We start from the raw sequence: 21,914 nt of genomic DNA, 5'->3' as shown, positions 1-21,914 counted from the left end.
TGCCTGAGTGATCTGGCGAGCCGTTTTTCATTTATTGCGAAGGCGAGGGCAAGCCGGGGATGTTTGCGTTGATCCGAGATGCGTTCTGAGCCTTGATTTCAGTGGTTTTCCCTCTCGGAATGTTATGATACTGGGCTATTGCGGGCGAATTTGCCTGCTTCCGTCAAACTCTGTGAAACTGTAGACAACGTGCGCTTAAATTCCATTAAATTGTCAGGATTCAAGTCTTTCGTCGATCCGATGAATTTCCAGGTGCCGGGGCAGTTGGTAGGTGTGGTAGGCCCTAACGGCTGCGGCAAGTCCAACATTATCGATGCAGTGCGCTGGGTGCTGGGTGAATCCAAAGCATCCGAATTGCGCGGCGAATCGATGCAAGACGTCATCTTCAACGGCTCCACCAACCGCAAGCCGGCCGGGCGTGCCTCCGTCGAGCTGATTTTCGACAACGCCATGGGCAAGGCCGCAGGTCAATGGGGCCAATACGCCGAGATCGCCGTCAAGCGCACGCTCACGCGCGACGGCACTTCTTCGTATTACATCAATAACCAGGCGGTGCGTCGCCGCGATATTCAGGACATCTTCCTTGGTACCGGTCTGGGTCCGCGGGCGTATGCGATCATCGGTCAGGGCATGATTTCGCGCATTATCGAAGCGCGTCCTGAAGAGCTGCGTATCTTCCTGGAAGAGGCCGCAGGCGTGTCGAAGTACAAAGAACGCCGTCGCGAGACAGAAAACCGTCTGCACGACACGCGTGAAAATCTGACCCGTCTCGAAGACATCCTGCGCGAACTCAACAGCAATCTGGAAAAGCTGGAAGCGCAGGCCGCTGTCGCCAAAAAATTCAACGAACTCACCGCCGATCAGGAAGAGAAGCAAAAACTGCTGTGGCTGTTGCGCAAGAATGAAGCCAAGGCCGAGCAGGAAAAATACTTCCGCGAAATCGAGCGCGCGCAAATTGACCTTGAAGAGCAAACCGCCAAACTGCGCCATGTGGAAACTGAGCTGGAACACATGCGTCAGGCCCACTACGGTGCGGGCGACCGTTTGCATACCGCACAAGGTCATCTGTATCAGACCAATTCGGAAATCGGTAGCCTCGAAGCGCAAATCAAGTTCGTCATCGAGTCGCGCAGCCGTCTGCAATCGCAACTGAATTCGCTGACTGCGCAACGCGATCAGTGGCAGCGTCAGGGCACGCAGCATCAGGACGATCTGGCAGAGGCCGAGATTCAGCTTGAAGAGCAGGGCATGCGTGTCGAGCAGTCGCAGCAGGCTGTGCAGGACGCCACCGACAAAGTGCCGACGCTCGAGCAAGCCTGGCGCGAAGCGCAACTCAAAACAACTGAGTCGCGCGGCAAGATCATGCAGATACAGCAGCAGATCGAGCTGGAATCAGCACATCAGCGCAACGCCTCCAACATCTTGTCCGGCCTGGCTATCCGTCGTGAACGCCTGGTGCAGGAAAAGAGCGGCCTCAACATGCCGGACGATGCGCATCTGTCCAATCTGAAGCTGCAACTGGAAGAAAAGCAAGGTTCGCTCGAAGAAGCGTCGATGTATCTCGAAGAGGCGCAAGAGCAGTTGCCGAAGCAGGAAGAAGAACGCCGTACCGCGCAAGAACTGGTCAGCAAGGAAACGACCGAGCTGGCACAGCTAGAAGCGCGTCTTTCTGCGCTGAAGCAGTTGCAGGAAAGTGTCCAGACGCAAGGCAAGGTTCAGCCTTGGCTGGAAAAGCATGAGCTCGCCAATTTGCCGCGCCTGTGGCAGAAGCTGCACATCGACACCGGCTGGGAAACTGCGCTGGAATCGGTGTTGCGTGAACGCATGTCGGCGCTGGAAGTCTCGAATCTGGATTGGGCCAAGGCCTTCTTCAACGATGCACCGCCGGCCAAGCTGGCCTTGTTTGCGCCGAATCCGGCGGGTCTGCCTTCCGAACCTGCGCCGAATGGCCTCAAGCCTTTCATCAACCTGCTGCAACTCAATGATCCTGGCCTGCGCACGCTGATGCAGGATTGGCTGCACAACATCTTCATCGCCGACGACACCGCCAGCGCCTTCGTTGATCGCAGCAAGCTGCCGAACGGCGCTTTGTTCGTGACCAAGCAAGGCCATGTCGTGAGCCAGTCGAGCGTTCGGTTCTATGCTTCTGACTCGGAGCAGGACGGCATGCTGGCACGCCAGCAGGAAATCGAAAACATCACCAAGCAGCAGCGTGCCCAATACATGCTGGCAGAAGAAGCCAAGTCGCGTGCAGTGCGCGCCGATGCGGCCATGACCAGCGCAGCGCAGCGTCTGCAAGAATTGCGTCAGCGTGTTGCCGGTCTGACGCAGGCAGCTCACAGCTTGCAGATTGAAGTGATGAAGCTGTCTGAAGTGCAGGAGCGATTCAACCAGCGCAGCACGCAGATCGTTGCTGATCTGGCTGAAATCGAAGCACAGGAAACCGAACAGCAGCAAATCAAGATCGAGTCGGAAGCGAAGTTTGAACAACTCGACATCGAACTGGCCGAGCTGCAGGAATCGCACGAAAACGGCCAGACCGATTATCTCGGGAAAGAGCAGCAACTCAACGATGCCCGCCAACGTCTGCGCGAGCTGGAGCGCGCCGCGCAGGAAACCGAGTTTTCCGAAAAATCACAACGCAACAAGATCGACGAACTCAAGCGCAACATCGCCACCGCGCTGGAGCAGGCTGCGCAATTGTTTGCCAGCATGCAACAAGGCAGCTTGGAACTGGAAAGCCTGGATGATCAGGCCGCGCAAGCCGGTCTGCAGTCCTTGCTGGACAAGCGAACCGATCAGGAGCGCGCGTTGGCCGATGCGCGCCACGAACTTGATCAGCTGTCGCAAAAGCTGCGTCAGCACGAAGAAGCGCGCCTGCAAAACGAACGCAGCCTGCAACCGCAACGCGATCGTATTACCGAGCTGCAATTGAAGGAGCAGGCTGCGCGCTTGAATCAGGAGCAGTTCACAGAAGCGCTGGCCAGCACCCAGGCCGATGAAGTGGCATTGGCGGAGAAGTTGACCGACGACATGCGTCCGTCTTATCTGCAAGGCGAAGTGACACGTCTGACCAATGCGATCGCGGCATTGGGCGCAGTCAATCTGGCCGCGCTCGATGAGCTGGCGACCGCGTCCGAGCGCAAGAATTTCCTTGATGCCCAGCACGCCGACCTGAACGAAGCAATCACTACGCTGCAAGATGCGATCCACAAGATCGATATCGAAACCCGCGGCTTGCTGCAAGACACCTTCGACAAGGTCAATGGCCATTTCGCGGAATTGTTCCCGATTCTGTTCGGTGGCGGTCAGGCCAAGCTGATCATGACCGGCGACGAAATCCTCGATTCCGGCGTGCAAGTCATGGCGCAGCCGCCCGGGAAGAAAAACGCGACGATTCACCTGCTGTCCGGCGGTGAAAAGGCGCTGACCGCGACGGCACTGGTGTTCTCGATGTTCCAGCTCAATCCGGCGCCGTTCTGCTTGCTGGACGAAGTGGATGCGCCGCTGGACGACGCCAATACCGAGCGTTTCTGCAATATGGTCAAGCGCATGTCGTCGAACACGCAGTTCCTGTTCATCTCCCATAACAAGATCGCGATGGAAATGGCGAACCAGCTGATCGGCGTGACCATGCAAGAGCAAGGCGTGTCGCGTATCGTCGCTGTGGACATGGAAGCGGCAGCTAACTTCACGTCCGAGGTGCAAGCCGCCTGAGGTGGAGCTGAAATACGGCGCAAGCTTGAGTTTTTTTGACTTGCGCCGGTATTTTGCAAGGCTTGTGCAGCTTGACAAGCCTATAACGGAACACTACCCTAAACGCCTTGTCATACAAGGGCTTTAGCACGACGCTTGCTAAGCGATTCAGGCAAAAAATAACAAGATGGTAACGACGAAGTTGTATCGGCTCCTAAGCAGCATTCAGCAGTTCGGTATCACTATCTGTCGACTCTCAGGAATCCATAAAGACCAGCTATGACCAGTTTTATCGAACCGAACATGTTTGACTGCATTGATCTGGCGTGTTGCGCCGATCCAGTGATGAGCCGCGCCGCTGCGCGTATCACTTTCAAGAATAATTCCAAGGTACATTCGGCATGACAGACCTTCAGACCAGTTTGATCGTCATCGGCGGCGTGATCGTCGTCGGCGTGATCTCCTATAACAAATGGCAAGAACACAAGACGCGCAAGACCGTTGAGCGTGCGTTTTCGTCGGATCATGACGATGTGCTGATGAATGCCGATGCGCAATCCCAGCCTTTGCCGCCAGCGCAAAAAGCGTATCAGATGCCAGCGTCGGCAGCTTCTGCAGCAACATCCGTCGCCTCTGCTCCGGCAATGGCGCCTATTTCGGCTGCCGCTGCCGCCCCGGTGCAAACTGCACCGATGGCGAAATCTCCTGCTTCCATGTATGAAGACGACAGGCTTGAGCCGGAGCTGTATGAACGGCCAAAGCCGGTTCCAAGTCCGCAGCTCAACCAGGAAACCGAGCCACAGTTTTCGACATCCGACGAACAGATCGAGCCGTATTTGTCGCTCGATACACCGATTGACAGCCATTCCGACTATCCGGCTGATCCGTTGGGGGCAGATGAGCTGGAAGCCGACCTGAGCCATGTCGAAGCCTCGCTCAACGACACCGCCATGTATGCCGGTGACCCGGCCGAAGTTGCTGCTGCGGCTGCCCAGCCGCAGCGTGAGCTGCCAGTGGATGAGCTGGTCGACTGCATCATCCCGATCGCGCTTGATTTGTCCGTGCGCGGTGAAAAGATTTTGCCGGGCGTACAAAACCTGCGCCATGTCGGCAACAAGACCGTGAATTTCGTCGGTCGCACTGTAGACGGCGAATGGGAAGCGATCGCGCACGGCAGCGTCTACAACGCCTTGCTATCCGGTGTCCAACTGGCCAATCGCAACAATGCGCTCAACGAGCTGGAGTATTCCGAGCTGATCATGCGCCTGCGTGAATTTACGGACTCCATCGGCGCCGAGCCGGAAATCCCCGACATGATCGACGTGATGAAAACGGCGCAAGCGCTGCACCAGTTCATCATGGATCACGACGTGCAACTGGGCGTGAATGTGCGCTCCAACGGTGCGCCCTGGAATGTCAGCACCTTGCTGGCCGCGCTTACGCGTCAGGGCTTTGACCGCCGTACCGATGGTCATCTGGTGATGCAGGACGGCGAGGGCGAAGTCTTGTTCTCGATGTCGACCAACGCTACCGGCGCGGCAGAAACCACCGATCGTCTGACGCTGTTGCTGGACGTGCCGCGTGTCGGCCCGGCCCGCGATGGTTATGGTGCCATGATTGCCTGTGCGCGTTCTTTGGCGATGCGTCTGGGAGGCACTGTCGTCGACGATAGCGACCAGTTGCTGTCCGATGCCGCATTGAGCGATATTGCCGAGCAGGTCAGCGCGTTTTATAGCGCCATGGAATCGGCCGAGATTCCTGCAGGCTCCAAGCGCGCCATGCGTCTGTTCAGTTAAGCCCGAGCGCTTCCCTACAAAGCGCACCTCACCATGTATCCAGATTCATTTTCAGCACCCGCGCCGGCAGACGACTGGCGCGCGCGGGCGGCTAGCCTCAAGGCGGCGTTGAACCGTAACAATCACGCTTACTACGTCCTCGACGATCCCAGCATTCCTGATGCGGAGTACGACAAGTTGTTCCATGAGCTGCAAGCGCTGGAACAGCAGTATCCCGAGCTGGCGACTACCGACTCCCCCACGCAGCGGGTAGGTGGCACCCCGTTGCCGCAGTTTGAGCAGGTGCGTCATACGATTCCCATGTTGTCTCTGGGGAACGGTTTTGACGACGAAGACATTGTCGCTTTCGATAAACGCGTCAAGGACGGTTTGTCGTCATTGACGGAAATCGCCTACGCCACTGAGTTGAAGTTCGACGGGCTGGCAATCAGTCTGCGCTACGAAGACGGCGTGCTGGTCGGCGCGGCAACACGCGGCGACGGCACCACCGGTGAAAACGTCACGGCAAATATCCGCACGGTGCGCGCCATCCCGTTGCGTCTGCATGGCGATAACCCGCCTCAGGTGCTGGAAGTGCGCGGCGAAGTGCTGATGTACAAGAATGATTTCGCCAAACTCAATCAGCGCCAACGCGATGCCGGGTTGAAGGAGTTCGCCAATCCGCGCAATGCCGCTGCCGGCAGCTTGCGTCAGCTTGATTCCAAGATTACCGCACAGCGCACCTTGCGCTTTTTCGCTTACGGTATTGGTGTACTGGAAGGCATGGACATGCCAGCCTCCCATTCGGCGCTATTGGATTGGTATTCCTCGCTGGGTCTGCCGGTATGCAAGGAAAGAGCAGTCGTACACGGTGCCGAAGGTTTGTTGAAGTTTTATAACGGTATCGGCGCCAAGCGCGGCGAGCTTCCTTATGAAATTGATGGCGTGGTATACAAAGTCGATCGTCTCGACCAGCAGCAGCAGCTCGGCTTTGTCTCGCGTGCACCGCGTTTTGCGCTGGCACACAAGTTTCCGGCGCAGGAAGCGCTGACCGTGGTGCAGGGCATCGAAGTCCAGGTAGGCCGTACCGGTGCGATCACGCCGGTGGCGCGACTGGTGCCGGTATTTGTTGGTGGTGTCACGGTGACCAATGCGACGCTGCATAACGAAGATGAAGTGCGCCGCAAGGATATCCAGATCGGCGACACGGTAATTGTGCGCCGTGCCGGCGACGTGATTCCTGAGGTCGTGGCCTACGTCCCGGAATCGCGTCCTGCCGATGCGAAGCCGTTCGAGATGCCGAAGGAATGCCCGGTGTGCGGGTCACCCATCGTGCGACTGGAAGAAGAAGCAATCGCGCGCTGTTCCGGGGGCTGGGTCAAATGTTCGGCGCAGCGCAAGGGCGGTTTACAGCATTTTGTGTCACGCCGCGCGATGGATGTTGACGGTCTCGGAGATCAGTTGATTGATCAACTGGTCGACAAAAACGTCATCACGACCGCTGCCGATTTGTATCGCCTGGGCCTGACTTCGCTGGCCGAACTTGATCGCATGGCAGAGAAGTCGGCACAAAACGTACTCGATGCATTGGAGAAGTCCAAATCGACCACGCTGGCCCGTTTCATCTATTCGCTGGGCATTCGCCATGTGGGCGAGGCGACTGCCAAGGAACTGGCGCGGCACTTCGGTAATATGGATGCCGTCCTTGCTGCGACGGAAGAGCAATTGCTGGAAGTGGCCGATGTTGGCCCGGTGGTGGCGCGTTCCATCATCAGTTTCTTTGAAGACAACCTGAACGTCGAGTTGGTCAATCAGTTGCGTGCCGCAGGCATCCACTGGACGGAAGGCGCGGGCGTTGAAATTCAGGCGAAGACCTTGGCCGGCAAGATATTTGTATTGACCGGCACCTTACCGACCATGTCGCGCGACGACGCAGCGCAAATGATCGAAGCTGCAGGCGGCAAAGTGAGCGGTTCTGTATCAAAGAAAACCAGTTACGTTGTCGCGGGCGCGGACGCAGGCAGCAAGCTCGCAAAAGCGGAAGAGCTTGGCATTGCCATCCTCGACGAAGATGCGCTGGTGGCGCTGGTACACAGCGGTCCGCAAGATGCTGCAAACGTCGCGGTAACTGAATAGGGTGTGAGCGGCGAGTCTCGCCATAGTGGGTGATAATGCCCGCAGACGCATCCGAAACACATCGATTTTATTGGGAACAGCAATGACTAAACGAATCAAGAAAGCCGTATTTCCTGTTGCAGGCCTGGGCAGCCGCTTTTTGCCGGCAACCAAGGCGCAGCCCAAGGAAATGCTGCCTATCGTTGATAAGCCGCTGATTCACTACGCAGTGGAAGAAGCGGTTGCTGCAGGTATTACCGAGATGGTCTTCATCACCGGCCGCAACAAGCGCGCCATCGAAGACCATTTCGACAAGGCCTACGAACTGGAGGCCGAACTGGAAGCAGCCGGCAAGCAGCAATTGCTGGATATCGTCCAGAACGTCATCCCCAAGAACGTAACCTGCATTTTTATCCGCCAATCCGCGCCGCTGGGCCTGGGCCATGCAGTGCTGTGTGCACGTCCGGTGGTGGGCGACGAGCCTTTTGCCGTGTTGCTTGCGGATGATTTCATGGACGTCGGTGTTGGCCAGAAGCCGGTGATGGCGCAGATGACGGAAGTCTACGAGCGGGAAGGCCTGAGCCTGCTGGCTGTGCAAGATGTGCCGCGCAGCGACACCAAGCAATACGGTATCGTCAGCGCGACTGCGTATCAGCCGAATCTGGAACGCGTCAACGGCATTGTTGAGAAGCCGGCGCCAGATCTTGCGCCGTCAACCTTGGCTGTGGTCGGCCGCTACGTCCTGAACAATCGCATTTTCGATTATCTGGAAACCATTGGCAAAGGCGCCGGGGGCGAGATTCAGTTGACCGACGGCATTGCTGCGCTGATGCACGCCCAGACCGTATTGGCTTATCGCTACGAAGGCCAGCGCTATGATTGTGGCTCCAAGCTTGGTTATCTCAAGGCAATGGTCGCAATGGGGATGAAGCATGCCGAAACCGGCGCGGCCTTCACCGAATACCTCAAGCAACTCGATATCAACGCTTAATCACCGCATTTGCGGCATAGAATGCAGCAAGGAGAGCAGGAATGGCAATACGCGAAATTCTGAAGATGGGCGATCCGCGCTTGTTGCGCCAGGCTGAGCCGGTGCAGCAGTTCGGTACGCCCGAGATGGATACGCTGATTGCCGACATGTTTGAAACCATGCGCGCAGTCAATGGCGCCGGATTGGCGGCGCCGCAGATCGGCGTCAATCTGCAGTTGGTGATCTTTGGCTTCAAGAAAAATCTGCGTTATCCCGAAGCGCCGGAAGTGCCGGAGACCGTGCTGATCAATCCGACGCTGACCCAACTTGGCGACGAAACCGAAGAAGGCTGGGAGGGTTGTCTGTCCGTACCCGGTCTGCGTGGCGTGGTTCCACGCTGGAGCCGGTTGCGCTATGAAGGATTTGATGAGACAGGCACCCGGATTGACCGGACAGTCGATGGCTTTCATGCACGCGTGGTACAGCATGAGTGCGATCATTTGTGGGGTATTCTCTACCCGATGCGGATCAAGGATTTTTCGCGTTTCGGATTTACGGAAATTCTGTTTCCTGAGCTGGATCCCAATGATGACGATTGAGTCTGGCCGATTGCTCTGACGATGCACTGGCAATAAAAAAATCGCGTGTGAAGTCAGACTTCAACACGCGATTTTTGTTTTGCGGCAAGGCTCTTAACGCAATTTCTTAAGATCAGCCTTCCGCAACGCGTTTGGCAATATGCTCCAGTGCTTCTTCGATCTGGTCGATCAGGATCAGGCACAGATCGCCGGCTTTCAATGACGCCAGTGCCGTGTCAATTGCCAGGAACTCACCAAAGACTTCCTTGGTTTCCGTTGTACGGCGGGCATTGGCCAAACCTTGACGAAGCAGGGCGAGCACTTCGCCATCGGCGCGGCCACGTTGGCATTGATCCTGATAGAGCACGACTTCATCGAATGCATCGCCGAGGATTTCGGTCTGTTGACGAATATCGATGTCGCGACGATCGCCTGCGCCGCTGATGACGACCGAGCGGCGTTTGGCGGGGATGCTTTCCACTGCCTTGACCAGTGCGTTGATGGCATCCGGATTGTGGCCGTAGTCGGCGATCAGTGTCGCGCCGCGATAGTCAAACATGTTGAAGCGTCCAGGTGCAGTACCGACATCGCTGATGAAGGTGCGCAAGCCGGCACGGACGATTTCCCAATCCAGATTCAAGGCCCACACTGCGGCAACCGACGCCATGGTGTTTTCCACCTGGAAGCCGATGGTGCCGCCACGTGTCAGCGGAATCTCGCCGAGCGCCAGACGGTATTCCTGATCGCCTTGGGCAGCCACAATGTCATTGCCGTCGCGATACACGACGCGGTGGCCTTGCGCACGGTGCGTGGCCATGATCGGATGCTGCGGATCAAGTGCGAAGAACATGACGGCACCAGGGCAGGAGTGCGCCATGCTGGAGACCATCGGATCAGCTGCATTCAACACGGCGTAACCGGTTGGTGCAACGTTTTCGACGATCACGCGCTTGACGACTGCCAGGTCTTCGACGGTACTGATGTAGCTCAGCCCCAGGTGATCGCCCATGCCGATGTTGGTGACGACGGCAACGTTGCAGCGATCAAAGCCGAGACCTTCACGCAGCACGCCGCCACGAGCGGTTTCCAAAACGGCGGCATCGACGTCGGGATGGAACAGTACGTTGCGCGCGCTGCGTGGCCCGCTGCAGTCGCCGGTATCGATACGTTGCTTGTCGATGTAGACGCCGTCGGTGTTGGTCATGCCGACACGCAGGCCTTTTTGGGCGAGCAGATGAGTGATCAGGCGAACCGTGGTGGTCTTGCCGTTGGTGCCCGCAACCGCAACCACTGGAATGCGTCCATCGTCGCCATCGGCATACATGGTTGAAATGATGGCGTCGCCAACCGCACGGCCTTTGCCGTAAGACGGCGTCAGATGCATGCGCAGGCCCGGCGCGGCGTTGACTTCAACCACGCCACCTTCCTGTTCTTCCAGCGGCTTGTGCACGCTGTTACAGACGATATCGACTCCACAGATGTCGAGGCCGACCATTTGTGCTGCGGCGATAGCGCGTGCAGCCAGTTCGGGATGGACATCGTCCGTCACGTCGGTGGCGGTGCCGCCGGTAGACAGGTTGGCGTTGTTGCGCAGAACGATACGCGCGCCTTGTGGCGGGATCGATTCGGCATCGTAGTTTTGCTTGGCAAGAGTCGCCAGTGCAATATCGTCGAAGCGGATCTTGGTCAGCGAGGTTGCATGGCCATCGCCACGCAGCGGATCGCTGTTGACCTTGTCCACCAGTTGGCGAATGGTGTGCACGCCGTCGCCGATGACTTGTGGCGGGTCGCGGCGGGCGGCAGCGACCAGGTGCTTGCCGATGACCAGCAAGCGGTAGTCGTGGCCGGGCATGTAGCGTTCGACGATGATTTCATCGCTGATTTTGACGGCGGCATTGAATGCCGCAGTGACTTGTTCCTGCGTGCTGATGTTGACGGCAACGCCCTTGCCCTGATTACCGTCGCGCGGCTTGATGACGACCGGCGCAGCGATTTCCTGCGCTGCCGCCCAGGCATCTTCAACGGTTTCAACCACGCGGCCGTTAGGTACCGGCACACCTGCTGCGTGCAGCAGCATCTTGGTCAATTCTTTGTCTTGCGCAATCGATTCGGCGATGGCGCTGGTATCGCTGGTTTCGGCAGCCTGAATACGCTTTTGACGGCTACCCCAACCAAATTGCACCATGCTGCCGTCGGTGAGACGGCGGAAAGGGATGCCGCGCTTGAGCGCAGCAGAGACGATGGAGCCTGTGCTTGGGCCAAGGCGAACATCTTCGTCGAGTTCACGCAGGCGGGCCAGTGCATCGGCCAGATCGAAGGGTTTGTCCTCGGCGGCAGCCAGGCAGAGTTCGCGCGCCAGTTCAAAGGCGAGGCGGCCGACAGCTTCTTCGCTGTATTCGACGATCACCTGATAGACGCCGGTTTCGACGGTAGGCACGGTGCGGCTGAAAGTAACCGGGCAACCCGCCTGGGATTGCAGTCCTAAGGTGGCGGCTTCCAGCGCATGTGCCATGGAGACGGCTTTTACCTCACCGGCCGGTTGCAGGAAGCCGATATGCGGGAAGCGCGCGCGCAGGCGAACTTCAAAGCCGGGAATGCCTTCAATGGCGCGTTCGGCCTCAGTGCAGGACACGATAGCTTCTATCGCAGTGTGTCTGCTCCAGAGATTAGGGCCGCGCAGTACGCGAATACGTGATACGTCCATCAACAAGTCTTCCTGAATGTGTCTTGGGCCATGTCGGCCGATTGCAACTCTATACTGAGTACTGCACCTGATCGTCTATACGGACGATCAGACGGTCTGTGCCTTGCGTTTCTTGTCTTGCTCTTCGGCTTGTTCGGTGCCGAACAATTCGATGCCGGCGCGAATCAGATCGGCAGAGATGTCCAGTGCCCAGGCTGCGGCAACTGCGGCCAGAACGTTTTCGATCTGGAAGCCGACCGCGCCGCCGCCGGTAATCGGGATTGACACTACGGCGCTGACAAGCACTTCCTTGTCACCGGTCGCGAGGATCACGTCGCCGTTACGCACGAACACACCACGTTTGCCTTGCTTCAGATGCTCTGCCATGACAGAGCCTGCGGCATCGGTGCCAAAGAAAATGACTTCACCGTCGCACAGGTTTGCCATGTCGGCGACCAGCGGATCTTCGGCATTGAGGACGGCTACGCCGTCCGGCAACACGACGTCAACCTGTGTGCGTTTGACCTTGGTGGCTAGTTGCTCCGCGTTGTCGATGTAGTACTCAGGCAGGCTGTCGGCCGGATCGATATTGGCGACCACGCCGACCTGGCAGCGGTCATAGGCCAGGCCTTCGGACAGGATGGAGACGCTGCCATTTTCAAATACGGCGGCTTCGACGGCACGATTGAGCAATACACGATGCGCTGCGCCCCAGGTTGCGCGATTACCTTTTTCCACCAGACGTTGGCCGAAGTAGAGACCGTCGCCACAGGCCAGGCCCACGTGCTTGCCGCTCAGGTGGATAATGCGGGCGACCAGACGTGCGATGGTAGTTTTGCCGTGCGTGCCGGTAATGCCGACGATAGGAATGCGGCCGGTGTCTTCCGGTTTGAACAGATGTTCGACGATAGCCTGACCGACCGGGCGTGGAGTGCCTTCGGAAGGCTTCAGATGCATCAACAAGCCGGGGCCGGCGTTGACTTCAACGATGGCGCCGCGTTGCGCATCGAGTGGCTTGGAGATGTCTTCCGCTACCAGATCGACACCGGCGATGTCGAGGCCGACCACGCGCGCTGCCAGTGCAGCGGTTGCTGCGACGCTTGGGTGAACTTGATCAGTGACGTCAATGGCAACGTTACCATTGCGGAGCAACAAGACCTTTTTGCCGCTCGGAGGTACGGAATCAGCAGTCAGACCCTGGCGTTCCAGCTCAAGACGGGCAGCCGGCTCGCGGTCGAGGATGACTGGATTCAGCGGGTGCTCTTCCAGATCGCCGCGACGCGGATCCATGTTGACCACGTCAATCAGTTGCGAGACGGTCGATTTGCCGTCGCCGATCACGAAAATCGGTTCGCCGCGTGCTGCCGCAGCCAGCTTGCCGCCGACAATCAGCAGACGATGTTCGTTGCCGCGGATGAAGCGTTCGACCAGCACGCTGCTGCCTTCTTCCAGCGCAGCCTTGTAGGCGGTTTCAACTTCGGCTTGTGTATTGAGATCAATGAAGACGCCGCGGCCGTGGTTGGCGTCGGACGGTTTGACGACGACCGGCAGGCCGATGTCTTCTGCTGCTTCCCAGGCATCAGCCGGGCTGTCGACAACACGGCCTTCGGGAATGGCGACGCCGCAGGATTGAAGCAAGGTCTTGGTCAGATCTTTGTCGCGCGAGATGCTTTCGGCGATGGCGCTGGTCTGGTCAGTTTCTGCCGTCCAGATGCGGCGTTGCTTGATACCGTGACCAAGTTGAACCAGATTGCCTTCGGACAAGCGAATCGACGGGATGCGGCGCTCGTCGGCGGCATCCACGATGCAGGCGGTGCTGGGGCCGAGGCAAAGCGAGTCGACCATGTCGCGCAGTTTTTCGATAGCAGCGTTGACGTCGAACGGTTTGTCTTCGATGGCGGCCATCACCAGATCGCGGCCGGCATATAAGGCGGCGCGGGTGACTTGTTCGTGGCGGGCACGGACGACAACTTTATAGACGCCGCGCGTCGAAGTCTCACGCGCCTTGCCAAAACCGCCGGGCAAACCAGCCAGGTTTTGCAGCTCCAGCGTCACGTGTTCCATGATGTGGCCGGGCCAGGTGCCTTCTTTGAGGCGCTGCAGGAAGCCGCCCCGTTCGCCGTAGCTGCAGCGATGCTCAACCAGTGACGGGAGCCAGCTTGTCAGGCGTTCATTGAAGCCGGGAATGATGTTCGACGGAAAGTCTTCCAGTTCTCCGATGTCGATCCAGACTTCCAACGCAGGCCGATAGGTCCAGATGTTGGGGCCGTGCAAGGGCAGGATGCGGAGAAATTCTATATTTTTCATGGGTAAGCAGGTTTGCCGCTAAGCGTTGTCTGTTCTGTCGATCCAAGCATGAATAACGCATAAAGCCGTGATTGGTTTACTTGGCCGCAATAAAATGCGGGCTACGACTACAAATACGATCAATACAGGCTATTGCGGACTATATAAAAGCTCGCAGCAGCTGGAGGCAGCCCGCAGCGATGAGCGTCACGGCCAACGTACGCTAATATTGGCCAGATTTTTTGTTATTTATGCATCGTTCCATCTGTCTTTGGTCTTCAGCCCCTTCCCTAAGTTGCCGATATACACAAAATGTAACGATATTGTCGCAGAGTGTTTCCCGTCTTGCATGCAAAATAATCAGGATTTCGTCAGCTTGAGGCGTGGAACAGGGTGGTTGCTGTCATCGCCAAGCCGGGCTGATGCGTTGTCGGGGTGGCAAAGCCATACGATATAATATGCGCGGCATAGATTGTCGGCAAAAATTTGCCAGCAAAACCATTCTTCACTGTCCGCACAGGACATACATGCCGTCTAGATGAACAAAGAATCCCTCATTCCAAGCTCTACCAATTTGCCCGCGCCATGGCGTGCGGAAGTGCAGGCCCAGCTGGCAGCCGATGAAAAAGTCATCGCGTGGCTGGAGCTTGATCTCGACATTTCGCTGAAATTCACGCGCGGACTGGTGCTGGTTACCGACCGCCGGTTACTTGCTGTCACTGATGGTGCCATCGAAGGCGCCGGTGGCAATCGCAGCTGGACCGCCTGGGATTATCGTGCGGGCGTCATTCTGAAGCACTACGACCATGCCGGCGTCGGCAGTCTGGAGTTGCAGGACGGTGCGTCGCGCCTGGCGTACTGGCGTTACACCCTGGCGCAAAATCCGCAAGCTTTGCGCCTGATTAATCAATTCGAGCTGCAGCGCGATACGCATGTCTCCGGCCAGCAAGTGGTTCAGGACGAGTTGGACGTATGCCCGCAATGCAAGGCGCCGATCCCCGAAGGCCAGGAAACCTGCGCCATTTGTCCGGAAGCCAAAGAAGCGCCGCCGTCGACCTGGGCGCTGTTCCGTCTGACCCGTTTTGCCAAGCCGTACAAGGGATCCTTGTTGCTGGGCTTCCTGCTGACGCTGGCGTCTACCGCCGCGACGCTGGTGCCGCCCTACATGACGATGCCGCTGATGGATAACGTGCTGATTCCATTCCAGAACGGCGCACCGCTGGATTCCCATCGGGCGGGACTCTATCTGAGCGGCTTGCTTGGTTCGGCCATGGTGGCCTGGATTCTGGGCTGGGGGCGTACCTATATTCTGGCGCTGGTCAGTGAGCGCATCGGTGCCGATTTGCGCACGACCACTTATGAACATCTGTTGAGGTTGTCGCAAGAGTACTTTGGCGGCAAGCGAACCGGCGATCTGATGGCGCGCATCGGCTCGGAGACTGATCGTATCTGCGTCTTCCTCTCGCTGCACTTGCTGGATTTCATCATTGATGTCCTGATGATCATCATGACGGCGGTGATTCTGATCTCTATCAATCCCTGGCTGGCGCTGGTGACGTTGTTGCCGTTGCCATTTATCGCCTGGATGATTCATGTGGTGCGTGACCGCCTGCGTCATGGCTTCGAAAAGATCGACCGCATCTGGTCTGAAGTGACCAACGTGCTGGCCGATACGATCCCCGGTATTCGCGTGGTCAAGGCGTTTGCGCAGGAAAAGCGCGAGGCTGCCCGTTTCAAAGAAGCCAATCGCCACAATCTGGTGGTCAACGATCGCGTCAACAAGATCTGGTCGCTGTTCACGCCGACAGTGACCATGCTGACGGAAATCGGCTTGCTCGTTGTATGGGTCTTCGGCATCTGGCAGGTGTCGCATAATCAGATCACGGTCGGTGTGCTGACCGCTTTCCTGGCATACATCAGCCGCTTTTATACGCGTCTGGATTCCATGAGCCGTATCGTGTCGGTGACGCAAAAGGCCGCTGCCGGCGCCAAGCGCATTTTCGATATCCTCGATCACGTCTCCAGTGTGCCTGAACCAGCCAATCCGGTGCATATCGAGCACGTGAAAGGCTCGATCGAATTGCGCAATGTAGGCTTCCGTTACGGCAATCGCTCGGTGATGCGCGGTGTCGATCTGGCAATCGCTCCCGGCGAGATGATCGGTCTGGTTGGTCACAGCGGTTCCGGCAAGAGCACAATGGTCAATCTGATCTGCCGTTTCTATGATGTGTCGGAAGGCTCAATCCGCATTGATGGCGTCGATATCCGCTCGCTGCCGATCTCCGAATACCGTCGCAATATCGGTCTGGTGCTGCAGGAACCGTTCCTGTTTTTCGGAACCATTGCCGAGAACATCGCTTACGGCAAGCCGGACGCGACACGATCGGAAATTATTGCCGCTGCACGCGCGGCGCATGCACATGAATTCATCTTGCGTTTGCCGCAAGGCTACGATTCGCTGGTGGGCGAGCGTGGACAAGCTTTGTCCGGTGGCGAACGTCAGCGTATTTCCATCGCCCGCGCTTTGTTGATTGATCCGCGCTTCCTGATTCTGGACGAAGCAACCTCGTCCGTGGATACCACGACCGAAAAAGAGATCCAGAAGGCACTCGACAATCTGGTCAAGGGACGTACTACGATCGCAATTGCTCACCGTTTGTCGACCTTGCGCAAGGCGGATCGCCTGGTTGTGCTGGATCGGGGGCAAGTGGTTGAAGTCGGCCCACATGAAGAATTGATGGCCAAGCAGGGCGCTTACTATCGTCTGTATCAGGCTCAGGCGCGCAATCCGGAGGGCGAGGTACCGGGTAGCGACGAGGATGACGGCGATGAAGAGAAAGGTGGCTGATGATGACTACGCAATTGAATGAAATAACAACGGCGCCGGCGCACAACTTCAGCTTGCGCCATAACGGTCTGGGCCGTCTTGTGTTTGTCGATGCAGATGGTGGTGAGCATGAGGGGGCGATCCCTGTGCGGGCGTTTCCGATTGGTGCGCCTGACGAGGGCATTGCCTTGGTGAGTGCGGACGGTCATGAGCTGGCCTGGATCGAACGATGGTCGGATGTCTCCCCAGAGATTCGCAGGATGATGGAGGCTGAGCTGGCCACGCGCGAATTCATGCCGGAGATAAGCCGTATCATCGGTGTATCCAGTTTCGCGACCCCCACGATATGGGAAGTGGAAACCAATCGCGGCAATACGTCGTTCACGCTCAAGGGCGAAGAGGATATTCGCCGACTACCGCAATCGGCATTGCTGATTTCCGATAGTCATGGCATCCAATTTTTGGTTCGCGATATCAAGGCGCTGGATAAGCCTAGTAAGAAAATTCTGGATCGCTTCCTCTGACACCATTGAGAAAGCGTCGCCCAAAATAAAAAACCGGTTGTAGCTCAGAGCTGCAACCGGTTTTTCATATTCAGAATCTCAGAACTGCTCGTCCGGACGAAGGTAGCGCCACTGTCCCGGAGGTAAATCGCCAAGTTTGACGCCACCGATGCGGACGCGTTTGAGGCCGATGACTTTCAAGCCGACCAGTTCGCACATGCGGCGGATCTGGCGCTTCTTGCCTTCATTCAGCGTGAAGCTCAACTGATCGTCATTTTGCCAGCGAACCTTGGCCGGTTTGAGTGCTTTGCCGTCGAGCGACAGGCCATGATTGAGGCGTTTGAGATCGCTCTCGGGCAGCTTCCCTGGTTTGGTGTACTGCACGCGAACCAGGTATTCCTTGTCGACGCTGGTGTCTTCGCCGATCAGTTGTTTGGCGATGCGTCCATCTTGCGTCAACACCAGCAAGCCGACGGAATCGATGTCGAGACGTCCTGCCGGCACCAGGCTACGTAACTGGGTTGGATGGAATTGCGTGTCGACCTGATCTTCTGCCCAGCGTGTTGCGGCTTCCACCAATGCCACGGCGGGTTTGTAGCCGTCTTCCGCCTGGCCGCTGACATAGCCGACTGGTTTGTTGATCAGGATGGTTACGCGCTTCGATTGCTCTGCTGCTGCCTGGCGCTCGACGGTGACGTGCTGATGCGGAAGCACCTTGCTGCCCAGTACGGATACGACTTTGCCGTCGACGCGCACCCAGCCTTTTTCGATCCACTCGTCCGCTTCGCGGCGCGAGCAAAGGCCGAGTTCGGACATGCGTTTGGAAAGGCGTACTGGTTCAGTCATGGTGGCAATCGGATAAATTCAGCAGGGTCAGTGCAGTGTTGAAAAAAATGGGTGGTGGCTGGCGGCGTTGAAATTGCTGCGGGTCAAATGCGCAAGGCTTTGAGTAGATCGGTTTCCAGCATGATCTGGTTGCGCGGGTGATTGAGTGCGGCACCGTCGACCAGGAATACGTCTTCCACGCGCTCGCCCAGTGTCATGACTTTGGCGGTATGGAGGTTGATTTTGTATTTGGCCAGGATGTTGGAGATCGTATAGAGCAAACCGTTGCGATCATTTGCCGACACGGACAGCAGGTAATACTGGCCGCGCTCGTCAGGGCGTAAATCCACGGATGGATTGATCGGAAAGGTCCGCGACAGGCGTGACAAGCGTCCTTTTGCAGGTGCCGGCAGCGGGCCATCAGATTGCAGCAAATGCGACAATTCATGCTCAATCAGATTGATGATGTCACGGTAGTTTTTGGCGAATACCGGTGCACTGATCAAAAACGCATCCAATGCGTAGTTGAGCTTGGTGGTGTGAATTTTGGCATCGAGAATGCTGAAATTCTTTTCGTCGAAATAGCTGCAAATCCGGGCAAACAAATCCGGACGATCGGGCGTGTACACAGCGACTTGTACGCCTTCGCCGATAGGCGCCAGGCGGCATTTCACCACCGGTATGGTGCTGTCGATCTTGTCGTAGAAGGAGCGCGTTTGCCATGCAATGTCGGAGGCGTCCAGACGCAGGAAATACGCGACATCGAGTTGCCGCCAGAAATTTTCGTGGGCGTCAGCAGGCAGGCCATACAGACGCAAAGTCTTGATGGCTTCCTGTTGTGTGTTCTTCAGTTCGCGATCGGCCGACGGCGCTTCACCGCCGAGGACGCGCAATGTCATGCGATACAGGTCTTCCAGCAGTTTGCCTTTCCAGGCATTCCAGACTTTAGGGCTGGTGCCGCGGATATCGGCGACCGTCAGCAAATACAGTGCCGTCAGATGGCGTTCGTCTTTGGCGGTGTTGGCGAATTGCTGAATCACATCAGGATCGGACAGATCCTGTTTTTGCGCGACCTGGGACATGGTCAGATGATGTTCAACCAGGAATACCACCAGATCGGTGTTTTCTTCCGACATGCCATGCTGCGTACAGAACTGGCGCGCATCGGCCATGCCGAGTTTGGAGTGATCTCCGCCGCGCCCCTTGGCAATATCGTGGAACAGCGCGGCAACGTACAGAATCCACGGTTGCGCGAAGTTGGCCATCAACTGACTGCAGAATGGATACTCGTGCGCGTGCTCGCTCATCGTGAAGCGGCGTACATTGCGCACCACCATCAGGATGTGTTGATCAACGGTGTAGACGTGAAACAAATCATGCTGCATCTGCCCGACGATGCGGCGGAAGTTCGGCAGGTAACGGCCCAGCACACTGGTCTGGTTCATCCGGCGCAGCGCATGCGTGATGCCGCGCTTGCTCTGCAGAATCTGCATGAACAGCGCATGATTGGCCGGATTGGCGCGGAAGGCATTGTCGATCTTGAAACGCGCGTGCCAGAGCGCGCGCACGGTGCGAGCCGACATGTCTTTGAGTTCCGGATGCTGCGCCAGTGTCAGGAAGACTTCCAGCATCGCCGACGGCGTATCTTCAAAGACGTTGTCATGCGCAATATCGACGAAGCCGTTCATCTCATTGAAGCGCTCGTTGATCTTCTGTGGCACCAGTTCTTGCGGGAACAATTGCGCTTCGATGTTCTGAAGCAAAATGGCGTTGAGCTGCGTGACGGCCTTTGCCGCCCAGTAGTAGCGCTGCATCAGATATTCGCTGGCGCGGCGCGTGTCGGTATTTTTGAAACCGAAGCTTTCCGCGATCGGCGTCTGAATATCGAACACAAGACGGTCTTCGCGGCGATTGCTGTAGATATGCAGACGGATGCGAATATCCTTGAAGGCGCGCTCTTTCTGCGTCAACTGGCGCGCTTCTGTCGCCGTCAGCAATCCTCGTTGGGCGAGCTTGCTCCAGGAGTCCCCCAGTCCGGCTGCTTTCGCCACCCAGAGGATCACTTGCAAGTCGCGTAAGCCACCGGGGCTTTCCTTGCAGTTCGGCTCCAGGCTGTAAGGAGTGTCCTCGTATTTGACATGGCGCTGCTGCATTTCCAAAGTTTTGGCTTGGAAGAATGCACGAGGATCCATCGCGCTGTTGCAGCGAAGTTGCAGCAATTGAAACAGTGTTTTATTGCCGGTGACCAGACGTGCTTCCAAGAGGCTGGTCTGCACGGTGATGTCTGCCGCCGATTCGGCAAGGCATTCTTCCACGGTGCGAATGCTATGGCCGATTTCCAGGCCGATATCCCAAAACAGTTGAACCAGCGATTCCAGCTTTTCCTGCATGGCTTTGTCGGGCGTCTGATCGAGCAGGATCAGGACGTCGACATCCGAATGCGGAAACAGCTCGCCGCGGCCGTAACCACCAACCGCCACCAGCGCAATATCGCGTGGCAGGGCACATTTTTCCCAGGCTTCCGTCAGTGCGGCATCAACGTTGCGACGCAATTGCGTCAATAGATGCTCGGTCTTGCCGTCGGCCTGAAAGGCCTCAATGGCCTGCTGGCGTGCTGCTTTTAACTGTTTTTTGAGAGTGACGGCAAGATTGGGCATAGGCGCTCAGAAGGGGAGTCAGGCGACGGCTGCAGCTGGTTGCTGAATGAATGCCGGCGGAGCAGGCATGCCGGGTGAAATCGTCAGTACTTCAAAGCCAGTCTCGGTCACCAGAACGGTATGTTCCCATTGCGCCGACAGGCTGCGATCTTTGGTTTTGATGGTCCAGCCATCGCCCATTTCGCGAATGTCGCGGCGACCGGCGTTAATCATCGGTTCGACCGTGAAAATCATGCCGGCTTCCAGTTTTTCCAGCGTGCCGGGACGGCCGTAGTGCAACACCTGCGGTTCTTCGTGAAATACGGTGCCGATACCATGGCCGCAAAACTCACGCACCACGCTATAGCCGGCCTTTTCAGCATGTTGCTGGATGACGTGGCCGATATCGCCCAGATGTGCGCCAGGTTTGATCTTGGAGATACCCAGCCACATGCACTCGTAGGTGATTTCTGTGAGGCGGCGCGCCAGAATTGACGGTTCGCCGATAAAAAACATGCGGCTTGTGTCGCCGTGATAGCCGTTTTTGATGACGGTGATGTCGATATTCAGTACATCGCCATTTTTCATCACTTTGTCGCCGGGAATGCCGTGGCAAATAATGTCGTTCAGTGAGGTGCAAATGGCTTTGGGGTAGGGCGTATAGCCTGGCGGGCAGTAATTGAGCGGCGCAGGAATGGTGCCTTGCACATTCACCATGTATTCATGACAGAGGCGGTCCAGCTCGCCGGTCGTTGTGCCTGCCTTGACGAAGGGGGCGATATAGTCGAGTACTTCTGCCGCAAGTTTGCCGGCAACGCGCATGCCTTCGATGTCTTCGGCGGTTTTGATGGAAATGGAGCCCATAAAATTGTCGCAATTCGCTTAAAAATCATTAAGTAGAGATTATAGACGAGGGCGAGCGGTTCTGTCGGCGGCGATTGGCGGGTGCCACCGGTCAAAAGCTAATGAAAACAATGATTTCGGAGCTTGAATGGATTCTTCGGATGAGGTAGAATGGTC

General features: G+C 57.1%; 12 protein-coding genes. 7 read left to right on the top strand and 5 right to left on the bottom strand.

The window, feature by feature from the left end:
- Window positions 1–189 precede the first annotated feature (189 nt).
- The 5 genes from smc (at window position 190) to def (ending at window position 9,155) form a co-directional block, all read left to right on the top strand.
- Window positions 190–3,717, top strand: a complete 3,528-nt coding sequence (smc, locus tag PQR63_RS18485) for a chromosome segregation protein SMC (protein WP_408169425.1) — start codon at window positions 190–192, stop codon at window positions 3,715–3,717.
- Window positions 3,718–4,097: 380 nt separating this feature from the next.
- Window positions 4,098–5,492, top strand: coding sequence for a cell division protein ZipA C-terminal FtsZ-binding domain-containing protein (locus tag PQR63_RS18480; protein ID WP_408169424.1), 1,395 nt, complete (start codon window positions 4,098–4,100; stop codon window positions 5,490–5,492).
- A 33-nt stretch (window positions 5,493–5,525) separates the two neighbouring features.
- The gene (ligA, locus tag PQR63_RS18475) at window positions 5,526–7,607 is read left to right on the top strand and encodes an NAD-dependent DNA ligase LigA (protein WP_408169423.1); all 2,082 of its coding nucleotides are present in this window, start codon (window positions 5,526–5,528) and stop codon (window positions 7,605–7,607) included.
- A gap of 82 nt (window positions 7,608–7,689) precedes the next feature.
- Window positions 7,690–8,577 carry a UTP--glucose-1-phosphate uridylyltransferase GalU gene (gene galU, locus PQR63_RS18470; protein WP_408169422.1) on the top strand — a complete coding sequence of 296 codons (888 nt, stop codon included), beginning with the start codon at window positions 7,690–7,692 and terminating at the stop codon, window positions 8,575–8,577.
- A 41-nt stretch (window positions 8,578–8,618) separates the two neighbouring features.
- On the top strand, window positions 8,619–9,155 hold the full coding sequence (gene def, locus PQR63_RS18465; RefSeq protein WP_408169421.1) for a peptide deformylase: 537 nt from the start codon (window positions 8,619–8,621) through the stop codon (window positions 9,153–9,155).
- A gap of 112 nt (window positions 9,156–9,267) precedes the next feature.
- On the opposite strand, the gene cphA is transcribed toward def, so the two are convergent.
- Both cphA and PQR63_RS18455 read right to left on the bottom strand, forming a co-directional pair.
- A complete protein-coding gene (gene cphA / locus PQR63_RS18460; RefSeq protein ID WP_408169420.1) occupies window positions 9,268–11,838 on the bottom strand; it encodes a cyanophycin synthetase in 2,571 nt (856 codons plus the stop codon).
- A gap of 87 nt (window positions 11,839–11,925) precedes the next feature.
- Window positions 11,926–14,124 (bottom strand): cyanophycin synthetase, encoded by a 2,199-nt coding sequence (locus PQR63_RS18455; RefSeq protein ID WP_408169419.1) that lies wholly within the window; start codon window positions 14,122–14,124, stop codon window positions 11,926–11,928.
- 517 nt (window positions 14,125–14,641) lie between these two features.
- Here PQR63_RS18455 and PQR63_RS18450 point away from each other — a divergent pair.
- Together PQR63_RS18450 and PQR63_RS18445 are read left to right on the top strand one after the other, a co-directional pair.
- Window positions 14,642–16,951, top strand: a complete 2,310-nt coding sequence (locus PQR63_RS18450) for a cyanophycin metabolism-associated ABC transporter (protein WP_408169418.1) — start codon at window positions 14,642–14,644, stop codon at window positions 16,949–16,951.
- 2 nt (window positions 16,952–16,953) lie between these two features.
- Complete coding sequence (locus PQR63_RS18445) at window positions 16,954–17,454, top strand: cyanophycin metabolism-associated DUF1854 family protein (RefSeq protein WP_408169417.1); 501 nt, start codon at window positions 16,954–16,956, stop codon at window positions 17,452–17,454.
- A gap of 78 nt (window positions 17,455–17,532) precedes the next feature.
- Here PQR63_RS18445 and PQR63_RS18440 read toward each other — a convergent pair whose 3' ends face one another.
- The 3 genes from PQR63_RS18440 to map form a co-directional block, all read right to left on the bottom strand.
- Window positions 17,533–18,279 (bottom strand): pseudouridine synthase, encoded by a 747-nt coding sequence (locus tag PQR63_RS18440; RefSeq protein ID WP_408169416.1) that lies wholly within the window; start codon window positions 18,277–18,279, stop codon window positions 17,533–17,535.
- A gap of 83 nt (window positions 18,280–18,362) precedes the next feature.
- Entirely contained in the window at window positions 18,363–20,915 is a 2,553-nt protein-coding gene (locus PQR63_RS18435) for a [protein-PII] uridylyltransferase (protein WP_408169415.1), read from the bottom strand.
- An 18-nt stretch (window positions 20,916–20,933) separates the two neighbouring features.
- The gene (gene map, locus PQR63_RS18430; RefSeq protein ID WP_408169414.1) at window positions 20,934–21,758 is read right to left on the bottom strand and encodes a type I methionyl aminopeptidase; all 825 of its coding nucleotides are present in this window, start codon (window positions 21,756–21,758) and stop codon (window positions 20,934–20,936) included.
- Window positions 21,759–21,914 lie beyond the last annotated feature (156 nt).

Origin of the sequence: Herbaspirillum rhizosphaerae, assembly GCF_046025915.1 — a bacterium.
Lineage (GTDB): Bacteria > Pseudomonadota > Gammaproteobacteria > Burkholderiales > Burkholderiaceae_D > Herbaspirillum > Herbaspirillum rhizosphaerae_A.
This window is presented reverse-complemented; position numbering and strand designations above follow the sequence as displayed.